The organism is Streptomyces corallincola, from assembly GCF_019104725.1.
In the GTDB taxonomy this organism is placed as follows: domain Bacteria; phylum Actinomycetota; class Actinomycetes; order Streptomycetales; family Streptomycetaceae; genus Streptomyces; species Streptomyces corallincola.
The window spans coordinates 1-11976 of sequence record NZ_JAHRXF010000080.1 but is presented as its reverse complement, the minus strand read 5'-3'; the positions used below and the strand labels follow the sequence as shown (position 1 = coordinate 11976).

8 protein-coding genes are annotated in these 11976 nt (G+C 72.3%); 7 read left to right on the top strand and 1 reads right to left on the bottom strand.

The window, feature by feature from the left end; all coding sequences use genetic code 11:
• Positions 1-410 precede the first annotated feature (410 nt).
• The 6 genes from KUM39_RS27600 to KUM39_RS27575 all read left to right on the top strand — a co-directional run bounded on the left by KUM39_RS27600 (position 411) and on the right by KUM39_RS27575 (position 7737).
• Positions 411-2480 (top strand): M4 family metallopeptidase, encoded by a 2070-nt coding sequence (locus tag KUM39_RS27600; RefSeq protein ID WP_217788508.1) that lies wholly within the window; start codon positions 411-413, stop codon positions 2478-2480.
• Between the two features lie 274 nt (positions 2481-2754).
• Positions 2755-4413: a M4 family metallopeptidase gene (locus KUM39_RS27595; protein ID WP_217788507.1), complete on the top strand. Its 1659-nt coding sequence runs from the start codon at positions 2755-2757 to the stop codon at positions 4411-4413.
• A gap of 104 nt (positions 4414-4517) precedes the next feature.
• Positions 4518-5039: a DUF1990 domain-containing protein gene (locus KUM39_RS27590; protein ID WP_217788506.1), complete on the top strand. Its 522-nt coding sequence runs from the start codon at positions 4518-4520 to the stop codon at positions 5037-5039.
• A 201-nt stretch (positions 5040-5240) separates the two neighbouring features.
• Complete coding sequence (locus KUM39_RS27585) at positions 5241-5699, top strand: MarR family winged helix-turn-helix transcriptional regulator (protein WP_217788505.1); 459 nt, start codon at positions 5241-5243, stop codon at positions 5697-5699.
• Positions 5692-7146: an MFS transporter gene (locus tag KUM39_RS27580; RefSeq protein ID WP_246620826.1), complete on the top strand. Its 1455-nt coding sequence runs from the start codon at positions 5692-5694 to the stop codon at positions 7144-7146. Before KUM39_RS27585 ends, KUM39_RS27580 begins: the two co-directional genes overlap by 8 nt.
• A gap of 39 nt (positions 7147-7185) precedes the next feature.
• Positions 7186-7737 carry a cysteine hydrolase family protein gene (locus tag KUM39_RS27575; protein WP_308288262.1) on the top strand — a complete coding sequence of 184 codons (552 nt, stop codon included), beginning with the start codon at positions 7186-7188 and terminating at the stop codon, positions 7735-7737.
• Between the two features lie 86 nt (positions 7738-7823).
• Here KUM39_RS27575 and KUM39_RS27570 read toward each other — a convergent pair whose 3' ends face one another.
• The gene (locus KUM39_RS27570; RefSeq protein WP_217788504.1) at positions 7824-10442 is read right to left on the bottom strand and encodes a glycosyltransferase family 1 protein; all 2619 of its coding nucleotides are present in this window, start codon (positions 10440-10442) and stop codon (positions 7824-7826) included.
• Between the two features lie 367 nt (positions 10443-10809).
• On the opposite strand from KUM39_RS27570, the gene KUM39_RS27565 reads away from it, so the two are divergent.
• The coding region (locus tag KUM39_RS27565) for a maltotransferase domain-containing protein (RefSeq protein ID WP_217788503.1) at positions 10810-11976 on the top strand (1167 nt) is incomplete at its 3' end.

Below are 11976 nucleotides of genomic sequence, written 5' to 3'. Positions count from 1 at the left end.
CCCCCCCCCCCCCCCCCCCCCCCCCCCCCCCCCCGGCCCCGCGCCCCCCCCCCCCCCCCCCCCCACCCCCCCCCCCCCCCCACCCCCCCCCACCCCCCCCCCCCCGCCCCCCCGCCGCAACACCCCGTTCACCACCACCCACACCCCCGCAACAAACATGAACACCACACCAACCTGCCCTTTCCGGCCAACTTCGTGACACGGTCCTGACAAAGGTGTCGCACTCCTGCCACTCTTCCCACGGCCGACCCACAGCTTCCGCACAAGTTGGCACGCCCGGTGCGACCGCGCGTGCCGTGGGGTCGGGCCACGCACGTGGTTCCGCGTAACGCCCTTGTTCTGCCCGGACGTTCACAACCCACCGTCCGGTCTCCCCGGCCGCGCGCCCCGCGGTCACGCAGAAGGAGTCAGTGTTGAGTAGCAGCTCTCGCAGACGCGCCCCCCACGCCACGCAGACCCGCACCCCGCACCCCCGCGCCGCCCACCGCCGTACCGCCGCCGTCGCCCTCGCCGGTGTCGCCGCGCTGATCGCGGTGGCCGTGCAGTCCGGTGCGGCCTCCGCCGCGCCCGCGCCGCGGGCCGGGAAGGCGAACGCCGCCCACCTGGCGGTGAAGCTCAGCCCCTCGCAGCGCACCGAGCTGATCCGGGACGCCGACGCCGAGAAGGCCGCCACCGCGCGGTCCATCGGGCTCGGGGCGAAGGAGAAGCTGGCCGTCAAGGACGTGGTGAAGGACGCCGACGGCACCCTGCACACCCGTTACGAGCGGACGTACGCCGGTCTCCCGGTGCTCGGCGGCGACCTGATCGTGGACACCGCCGCGTCCGGCGCCACCAAGTCCGTGATCAGGGCGACGAACGCGACGCTCGCCGTCACCGACCTCGCGCCCGACGTGGCGAAGTCCGCGGCCGAGCGGCAGGCGGTCCAGCGGGCCCGGACGCTCGGCTCCACCAAGTCCGCGGCGGACACGGCCCGCAAGGTGATCTGGGCGGCCTCCGGCAAGCCGGTCCTCGCCTGGGAGACGGTCGTCGGCGGCCTCCAGGACGACGGCACCCCGAACGAGCTGCACGTGATCACGGACGCCGCCACCGGCAAGAAGCTGTACGAGTACCAGGGGGTGCGGACCGGCATCGGCAACACCCAGTACAGCGGCCAGGTCACGCTGAACACGACCCAGTCGGGGTCCACGTTCACGCTGACCGACGGCACCCGCGGCGGCCACAAGACGTACAACCTCAACCGCGGCACCTCCGGCACCGGCACGCTGTTCTCGCAGACCAGCGACACCTGGGGCAACGGGACGGTGTCCAACGCGGCCACGGCCGGGGCGGACGCGCACTACGGCGCCGCGGTCACCTGGGACTTCTACAAGAACACCTTCAACCGCACCGGCATCAAGAACAACGGCGTGGCCGCCTACTCCCGCGTCCACTACGGCAACGCGTACGTCAACGCGTTCTGGCAGGACGCCTGCTTCTGCATGACGTACGGCGACGGCTCGGGCAACGCCGACCCGCTGACCGCGCTGGACGTGGCCGGGCACGAGATGAGCCACGGTGTCACGGCGGCCACGGCGGGCCTGGTCTACAGCGGCGAGTCCGGCGGTCTGAACGAGGCCACCTCCGACATCTTCGGCACCGGCGTGGAGTTCTACGCGAACAACACCTCCGACCCCGGTGACTACCTCATCGGCGAGAAGATCGACATCAACGGCGACGGCACGCCGCTGCGGTACATGGACAAGCCGAACAAGGACGGTCTGTCCCCGGACAACTACACGTCCACGATCGGGAATCTGAACGTCCACTACTCCTCGGGCGTCGCCAACCACTTCTTCTACCTGCTGAGCGAGGGCAGCGGCGCCAAGACGGTCAACGGCGTCAACTACAACTCGCCCACCGCGGACGGCCTCCCGGTCACCGGCATCGGCCGGGACAAGGCGCTGCAGATCTGGTACCGCGCGCTGAGCACCAAGTGGACGTCGAACACCAACTACGCGGCGGCCCGCACCGGCACCCTCGCGTCGGCGGGTGAGCTGTACGGCACGACGAGCGCCGAGTACAAGGCCGTACAGGACGCGTGGGCGGGCGTCGGGGTCGGCGCGCGCTCGGGCGGCGGCGGTGGCGGCACCGGCACGTCGTTCGAGAACACCACGCCGGTCTCCATACCGGACAACGGACCGGCCGTCACCTCCCCGATCACGGTCAGCGGCAGGAGCGGAAACGCGCCAAGCAACCTCCAGGTCACGGTGGACATCACCCACACCTGGCGCGGTGACCTGGTGATCGACCTGGTCGGCCCGAGCGGCACCTCGTACCGTCTGAAGAACGCCTCCTCCTCGGACTCGGCGGACAACGTGCAGGCCACGTACACGGTCAACGCGTCCGCCCAAACAGCCAACGGGACCTGGCAGTTGAGGGTCCAGGACCAGGCGGCGCAGGACACCGGGAAGATAAACAGCTGGAAGCTCACCTTCCCGTAGAGCGCCCCCGGAGCGAGCGGGGAGCGTCCGCGCGACGCCCCCCGCGAGCCCGCCGAACCACGCCGCCCGAGGGGTCCGATCCCCTCGGGCGGCACCCGTTCACCCGCACGCGCCCTTCACCGGATCGTCGAATTCCAGCCAACATCGTTTCAGGGTCCTGACATGTTCGCGTCGGCAGTGCCACTCTCTCTCCACCGCCGCAGCAGCACAGCAACTTCACAACTGACACCGACCGGTGCCCCACGCCGGACGGACTCCCCTCGAAGGAGCTTCTGTGAGCCCCATCTACGCGCGTCGCAACCGCACCACTCTGGCCGTCGCCACCGCTGTCGCGGCCGGAGCCCTGCTCGCCACCGGTCTGTCCACCAGTGCCAGCGCCCAGAACCCGGCCGGTGCGGTCGCCGCCAAGCCGCTCGCCGCCGCGCCGACGACGCTGTCCGCCCCGGCCCGCGCCGAGCTGCTCCAGCAGGCCACCGCCGACTCGGCCTCGACGGCGCGGGAGATAGGTCTCGGCACCAAGGAGAAGCTGGTCGTCAAGGACGTCGTCAGAGACACCGACGGCACCGTCCACACCCGCTACGAGCGCACCTACGGCGGCCTGCCGGTGCTCGGCGGCGACCTCGTCGTGCACACCGCGAAGTCGGGCAGGACCGAGGGCGTCACCAAGGCCACCAACGCCACCATCAAGGTCGCCTCGCTCACCCCGAGGATCGCCGCCGCCAAGGCCGAGAAGCAGGCCGTCGGCGCGGCGAAGAGCCTCGGCTCCGAGCAGAGCACCTCCGACGGCGCCCGCAAGGTCGTCTGGGCCGGCTCCGGCAAGCCCGTCCTCGCCTACGAGACGGTCGTCGGCGGTCTCCAGGACGACGGCACCCCCAACCAGCTGCACGTCATCACCGACGCGGCCACCGGCAAGAAGCTCTACGAGTACCAGGGCATCGAGACCGGCACCGGCAAGACCCTGTACTCCGGCACCGTCACCCTCGGCACCACCAAGTCGGGCTCGACGTACCAGCTCTACGACACGACGCGCGGCGGCCACAAGACGTACAACCTGGCCGGGCGCACCTCCGGCACCGGCACCCTGTTCACGGACGCGGACGACATCTGGGGCACCGGCACCGCCTCCAGCTCGACCACGGACCAGACGGCCGCCGCCGACGCCGCCTACGGCGCCCAGGTCACCTGGGACTTCTACAAGAACACGTTCAACCGCAACGGCATCAAGAACAACGGTGTCGGCGCCTACTCCCGCGTGCACTACGGCAACGCCTACCAGAACGCATTCTGGGACGACAGCTGCTTCTGCATGACCTACGGCGACGGCGCGGCCAACACGCACCCGCTGACCTCGCTGGACGTGGCCGGCCACGAGATGAGCCACGGTGTCACCTCCAACACCGCCGGCCTCACCTACTCCGGCGAGTCGGGCGGCCTGAACGAGGCCACCTCAGACATCTTCGGCACCGGCGTCGAGTTCTACGCCGCCAGCGCCTCGGACCCCGGTGACTACCTCATCGGCGAGAAGATCAACATCAACGGCAACGGCACCCCGCTGCGCTACATGGACAAGCCCAGCAAGGACGGCGCCTCGCCCGACAGCTGGTCCTCCTCGCTCGGCGGCCTCAACGTCCACTACTCCTCGGGCGTCGCCAACCACTTCTTCTACCTGCTGAGCGAGGGCAGCGGCGCCAAGACCATCAACGGCGTCAGCTACAACTCGCCCACCTCCAACGGCACCACCGTCACCGGCATCGGCCGCGCCAAGGCGCTGCAGATCTGGTACAAGGCGCTGACCACGTACTTCACCTCGTCCACCAACTACAAGAGCGCCCGCACCGGCACCCTGTCGGCCGCGTCCGCCCTGTACGGCGGCACCTCCAGCGCCGAGTACAAGGCCGTCGCCGCCGCCTGGGCGGCCGTGAACGTCAACTAGCGCGGCCCGGAGGCCGGTGAAGAAGGCCGGTCAATCGGGGCAATCCCGTTAGGGCGGTACCCGGAACGTTCTCCGTTCCGGGTACCGCCCTACTCTTGTGCCCCATGTCCCCGGCGCCCTTCACCCACGACGCGGTCGGTGCGACCCGCGACGACCTCTCCTTCTGCCCGCCCGGCTACCGCCCGCTGTACGTCCGTACCCGCATCGGTGAGGGCCGCCAGGTCTTCGCGCGGGCCTCCGAAGCACTCCTGACCTGGGAGATGCACCGCGCGATGGGCGTGGGCATCGAGACCGACGCCGAGCGCGCGGCCCCCGGCGTCGATGTCACCGTGCACCTGGCGGGCCTGCTCCGGGCACCCTGCCGGGTGGTCTGGACGGTGACGGAGTCCCGCAGGACCGGCTGGGCCTACGGCACCCTCGAAGGCCACCCCGAGACCGGCGAGGAGGCCTTCGTGGTGGACCGCACCGGCGACGGCACGGTCTGGCTCACCGTGGCCGCGTTCAGCAGGCCCGCCAAGTGGTACGCCCGCGCCGCGGGACCGGCCGCCCGCGGTTTCCAGCACGCCTACGCCCGCCGGGCCGGGGCCACGCTGAAGCGCCTGTGCGCGGGACTCTCCGAGGACTGACCCCCGTACGCCCCCCGCGTACTCCCTCCTACGCACGCCCCCTGTCCCGAGCCGGGGTGCGCCCCTCACGGCGGTCGCGCCCCGGCCTTTTCGCGCCCCGACCTTTTCGCACCCCGGCCTTTTCGCGCCCCGCACATGTACAGGCAGCCTGTAATACAGCTCACCTGTACAGCTCGGGCTGTGTTGTTTACGGTGGACGTCATGAGCGACACCTCCCCGCACCCGCCGTCCCCGTCGGCCGTGCACGCCTCCCAGCTCGTGCGGTCGGTCGTGGGGCGCCTGCGGCGCCGTATCCGCACCGCGTCCGAGTCGGACGACATCACCCTGGGGCAGACCGCCGTGCTGGGCCTGCTGTCGGACGGCGACGCGGGCGGCATGACCGTGAGCGACCTCGCGGCGGCCGAGGGCATGCGGCACCAGTCGATGACCTCCACGGTGGCCCCGCTGGTCACGGACGGGCTGGTGGAGCGGCGCCGGGACCCGGACGACGGGCGGCGGCTGCTGCTGGTGCTCACCGAGGCCGGGCGGCGCCGGGTCGAGGAGGGCCGCCAGGCCCGCCGGGAGTGGCTCGCCGCCCGGCTGGAGGAGAAGTGCACCGAGGAGGAGCGGCGGACCGTGATCGCGGCGATGACCGTACTGGAGCGGCTGATCCATGACTGACCAGAAGGAAGCGGCGCCCGCCCGGACGGCCCCGGAGCGGTCCGGGTTCGACCGGCGGCTGCTGCCCCCGATGCTGCTCGGCTCGGTGCTCAACCCGGTCAACTCCACGATCATCTCGGTGGCGTTGGTGCCCATCGGGGCCGCGCTCGGCGCACCCCCCGCGCAGACGGCGTGGCTGATATCCGCCCTGTATCTGGCCACCGCGCTCGGCCAGCCGGTGGTCGGGCGGCTGATCGACCTGTTCGGGCCGCGCCGGATGTTCCTCGCCGCGACCGCGCTGGTGGGCGTCGCCGGAGTCGTCGGCACCCTGGCGCCGAACCTGGGCGTGCTGATCGTCGCGCGGGTCGTACTCGGTTTCGGCACCTGCGCCGGATACCCGGCGTCGATGGCGCTGGTCCGCAGCGAGGCCCGCCGCACCGGGCGGGACAGCCCGGCCACCGTGCTCACCGCGCTGGCCGTCGCCAGTCAGACCATCATGGTGATCGGCCCGCTGCTGGGCGGCCTGCTGATCGCCTTCGGCGGCTGGCGTGCCACCTTCGCGCTGAACGTGCCCCTGGCCGCCGTCGCCTTCCTGATGGGCCTGCTCCGCCTCCCGAAGGAGACGGGCACCGACGGGCGGACGGACACGGACACCGGCACGGAGACGGGCGCCGACACGGCCCCCGGCACCGGCCGCCGCCGGATCACCGAACGCCTCGACCTCCCCGGCATGGCCCTCTTCGCCGTCGTCCTGGTCTCCCTCCTGCTGTTCCTGATGGACCTGCGCCCCGACCGCTGGTACCTCCCGCTGATCACCCTGGCCGCCGCCGCCGTCTTCGCCCGCCGCGAGCTGCGCGCGTCAACTCCCTTCATCGACCTGCGTGTTCTGGGCGGCAACGGCCCACTGCTCACCACCTACGGGCGCGCGGTGGTCGCCTATGTCGTCTCCTACGGGTTCCTCTACGGGTTCTCCCAGTGGACCGAGGACACCTACGGGCTGAGCCCCTTCCACGCCGGGCTGGTGCAGCTCCCGATGGCCCTGGTGGCGATCGGCATCTCGATGGCCACCGGCAGGCGCAGCAGTGTGCGCGGCAAGCTGCTGACCGGCGGGGTCGGGCAGATCGCGGCCTGCGCGCTGATGCTGACGCTCGGCGCGCACAGCCCGCTGTGGATGCTGCTCGCCGTGGCACTGGTCTTCGGCATCCCGCAGGGGTCGAACAGCCTGGGCCTGCAGAACGCCGTCTACTTCCAGTCCGACCCCGAGCGCACCGGCTCCTCGGCCGGTCTGCTGCGCACCTTCTCCTACGTCGGCTCGATGATCGCCACCGCCACCACGGCCGCCGCCTACGGGCAGCGCGCCGACACCCACGGCCTGCACACCCTGGCCTGGATCATGCTCGCGGCCGGTGTCGTCTACCTGCTGCTCACCGTCTTCGACCGCACCCTGCGCCGTACGACGGCGGTCTGACCACCCCGGCCCGGCCACCCCACCCCCGAAAGGCACCCCGTGTCCCGTTCCGCCTTCCTCCTGATGGACCTCCAGCTGCACAACCTCGCCCACACCCCGGCGGACTACCTCCCGCGTGCCGTGACCGCGCTGGAGACCGCCCGCGCCGCGGAGCTGCCCGTGTACCACGTGGTCGTACGGCTGCTGCCCGGCCATGTGGACGCGCACCCGCGCAACAAGATCTTCGGCGCGCTGCCGCACCACCTGTTCACCGCGGACGACCCGGACGCGGCGATCCACCCCGACGTGGCGCCCCGCGAGGGCGAGTTGGTCGTCGGCAAGAACCGGGTGAGCGCCTTCGCGGGCAACAACCTGCGCCAGTTGCTGGACGCGCGCGGCATCGAGCACCTCGTCCTCGCGGGCATCGCCACCAGCGGGGTCGTGCTGTCCACCGCGCTCCAGGCGGCCGACCTGGACTTCCGGGTCACCGTGCTCTCCGACGCCGCCTCGGACCCGGACCCCGAGGTGCACACCGCGCTGCTGACCAAGCTGCTCCCCCGCCGTTGCGAGGTGTCCACCACCGCCGAGTGGGCGAAGACGCTGGGCGTCTGACCGGGGGCCCCGCCGACTCCCCCCGCACAGCGACAGCGGCCGGACTCCGCGAGGGAGTCCGGCCGCCGTCGTACCGTGTCCGCGGCTCAGCGCAGCAGGACGCCCGCGCCCTGCACCGCGTCCTGGGAGGGCACCGTCACCAGGCCGGGTTCCGCCGGGGCGGAGAGCAGGCGGTGCGTCGGCAGGATGCGGACGGTGTACCCGTAGGGGCCGGTGCGGTCGAGGGCGAGGTGCCCCTCGTAGACCCGGCGGCCCTCCAGGTCGGGGGCGCCGGTCGGCTTGAGCGGGACGACCGCCGCGTCCGTGATGCGGTCCTCGCCGTCCACCCGGCCGGAGACGGCCTGCACCTCCACGTCGTCCGGACCGAGGTCACCGAGCGCGACCCGCACCCGCAGCCCGACCGTGCCGCCCAGTTCGGCGGTGACCGTGGTCGCCGTGGTCTCCACGTGGTCCACGCTGACACCGGGCCAGGCGGCCCGCACCCTGGCCTTCCAGTCGGCCAGTTCGGCGGCCGTGTCCGGGGTGAGCGCCCGGTGCGAGCGCGCGGCCGGGGCGTACAGCCGCTCCACGTACTCGCGGACCATCCGCCCGGCCAGCACCTTCGGGCCCAGGTGGGTCAGGGTGCGGCGGACCATGTCGATCCAGCGGTCCGGCAGTCCGCCCCGCCCCCGCTCGTAGAAGCGCGGGGTGATCCGGCGCTCCAGCAGGTCGTAGAGGGCCGCCGCCTCCACGTCGTCGCGGTGATCGGGGTCGGTGCCCGCGCCGTCGGCGGTCGGGATGGCCCAGCCGAAGTCCGGCTGGAACCACTCGTCCCACCAGCCGTCCAGCACCGACAGGTTGAGGCAGCCGTTCAGCGCGGCCTTCATCCCGGAGGTGCCGCACGCCTCCAGCGGACGCAGCGGGTTGTTCAGCCACACGTCGCAGCCGGGGTACAGCTTCTGCGCCATCGCCATGCCGTAGTCCGGCAGGAACACCACACGGTGGCGGACCTTCGCCTCGTCGGCGAACCGGACCAGTTCCTGGATGAGCCGCTTGCCGCCGTCGTCCGCCGGGTGCGCCTTGCCCGCGACGACGATCTGCACCGGCCGCTCCGGGTGCAGCAGCAGCTCGGTGAGCCGCTTTTTGTCCCGCAGCATCAGCGTCAGCCGCTTGTACGACGGGACGCGCCGCGCGAACCCGATGGTGAGCACGTCGGGGTCGAGGACGCCGTCGATCCAGCCCAGCTCGGCCTCGCCCGCACCGCGCTGCCGCCAGGAGGCCCGCAGCCGGTCGCGGACCTCCTCCACGAGCTGTTCGCGCAGGGTGCGGCGGAGTTCCCAGATCTCCTCGTCCGCGATGTCCGCGACCGCGTCCCAGCGTTCGGTGCCGCCGACCGCGAGGGCGTCCTCGGCGCGCTGGGCACCGATCTGCCGCGCCCCGAGCCGCAGTACCTCGGGCGCCACCCAGGTCGGCGCGTGCACCCCGTTGGTGACGGAGGTGATCGGCACCTCCTCGGCGTCGAAACCGGGCCAGAGTCCGGCGAACATCTCCCGGCTGACCCCGCCGTGCAGCAGCGAGACCCCGTTGGCGCGCTGGGCGAGCCGCAGGCCCATCACGGCCATGTTGAACAGGCGCGGGTCGCCGCCCGGATAGCTCTCGGCGCCCAGCGCGAGGACCCGCTGGATGTCGAGGCCGGGCAGTTCGGCGTCGGGCGCGAAGTGCCGGGCGACCAGGTCCCGGTCGAAGCGGTCGATCCCGGCGGGCACGGGGGTGTGCGTGGTGAACACGGTGCCGCCGCGCACCGACTCCAGTGCCGCGTCGAACTCCAGCCCGGCGGCGCCGAGTTCGGCGATGCGCTCCAGGCCGAGGAAGCCCGCGTGGCCCTCGTTGGTGTGGAACACCTCGGGTTCGGGGTGCCCGGTGAGCCGGCAGTAGGTCCGCACGGCCCGCACACCCCCTATGCCGAGCAGCATCTCCTGGAGCAGCCGGTGCTCGCTGCCGCCGCCGTAGAGCCGGTCGGTGACGCCGCGTTCACCGAGGTCGTTCTCCTCCACGTCGGAGTCGAGCAGCAGCAGCGGGACCCGGCCGACCTGCGCCTTCCAGATCCGGGCGTGCAGGGAACGGCCGCCGGGCAGGGCGAGCAGCACCCGCGCGGGGGTGCCGTCGTCCTCCTTGAGCACGCTCAGGGGAAGCTCGTAGGGGTCGAGCACCGGGTAGTGCTCCTGCTGCCAGCCGTCGCGGGACAGGGTCTGGCGGAAGTAGCCGTGCCGGTAGAGCAGGCCGACGCCGATCAGCGGGACGCCGAGGTCGCTGGCCGCCTTGAGGTGGTCCCCGGCGAGGATGCCGAGGCCGCCCGAGTACTGGGGCAGTGCGGCGGTGATGCCGAACTCGGGGGAGAAGTAGGCGACGGCGGCGGGCAGCCCGTCGCCCTGCTGCTGGTACCAGCGGTCGCCGGTGACGTAGTCGTTGAGATCGTCCGTCGCCGCGGTCAGGCGGCGCAGGAACCGCCGGTCCCCGGCGAGTTCGGTGAGCCGGGCGGGGCGGACCCCGCCGAGCAGCCGTACCGGGTCGGCGCCGGCCGCGCTCCAGCGGTCGGGATCGACGGACTGGAACAGGTCGCGCGTCTCCGCGTGCCAGGACCAGCGCAGATTGCGCGCCAGATCGCTCAGCGGACGGAGGGGGTCGGGGAGAACGGGACGGACGGTGAACCGACGGATCGCCTTCACTTTCCACCTCGACGCGTTGCGGGGTGAGACGTACCGCTCTGTACGTCTCGTCGTCAGGGTCCGACCGTAATGGTTACCGGGGCGTCGGCGGGGACCCGGCGGCCGGGGGTGTCGGGGCACGCCGGAGCACGGGGAGCACGGCGGCGGGGCGTTACGGCGTCCGGGGCGGGGGCACCTGGAGAAAGGGGGGTGGGTCCTGAACGCAGCACTACGCGCGAGTAGTTAACCGAAGTTCCGGATTGCCCACCCGAAAAGGGTGGGAAGGCTCCTCCGGTACATCCCGCAGCGGCACCCCAGCACGCCCCCGCAGGACCCACCTCCCATCGACCATCCGCCCACACCCACGGCGACGCGGACAGGAGCGGTCATGCCCGCCACGCACCACTCGTCACCTCCCCCTACGAACAGCAAGGCGTCCGGACGGAAGGGTTCCGGCAAGAAGTCCGGGAAGCCCGCCGGGCAGCCACGCGACCCGGCCGCGCAGGCGGCGAAGAGCGGCACCGCGAAGACCGGCGCCCCGGCGGACACCGGGCCGCTGCGGGACGCACCGGCACCGGCCGCCACACCCGACCCGCCCGTCACCACCGGTCGTATACCGGTCCTGGACGTGCGCCCCGTCGTGCGACAGGGGCGCAGGCCCGCCAAGGCGGTGACCGGCGAGCCGTTCGAGGTGTCGGCGACCGTGTTCCGGGAGGGGCACGACGCGGTCGGCGCCAACGTGGTGCTCCGCGACCCCGAGGGCCGTCCGGGTCCGTGGACCCCGATGCGCGAACTCGCGCCGGGCACCGACCGGTGGGGCGCGACGGTCGCCGCGTCCGGCACCGGCCGCTGGACGTACACGGTGGAGGCGTGGAGCGATCCGCTGGCGACCTGGCGGCACACGGCGTCGGTGAAGATCCCGGCGGGCATCGACACGGCCCTGGTGCTGGAGGACGGCGCCCGGCTGTACGAACGGGCCGCCGAGGGGGTGCCGGAGCACCGCCGCGAGCCCGTCCTGACGGCCGCCGCCGCCCTGCGCGACGCGGACCGCCCGGCCTCCTGGCGGCTCGCCGCCGCGCTCTCCCCGGAGGTGACGGAGGTTCTGGACGCCCATCCCCTGCGGGATCTGCTGTCGGCGTCGGAGCCGATGCCGCTGCTGGTCGAGCGGGAGCGGGCGCTGTTCGGTTCGTGGTACGAGTTCTTCCCGCGGTCGGAGGGCACGCAGGAGGTCCCGCACGGCACGTTCCGTACCGCGGCCCGGCGGCTGGACGCCATCGCGCGGATGGGTTTCGACGTGGTCTACCTCCCGCCGATCCACCCCATCGGCACCGCGCACCGCAAGGGCCGCAACAACACCCTCACCCCGGCACCGGACGACGTCGGCGTGCCGTGGGCGATCGGCTCCCCCGAGGGCGGGCACGACAGCGTCCATCCGCTGCTGGGGACGCTGGAGGACTTCGACCACTTCGTGGGCCGGGCCCGCGAGCTGGGCATGGAGGTCGCACTCGACTTCGCCCTCCAGTGCTCCCCGGACCATCCCTGGGTGGAGAAGTAT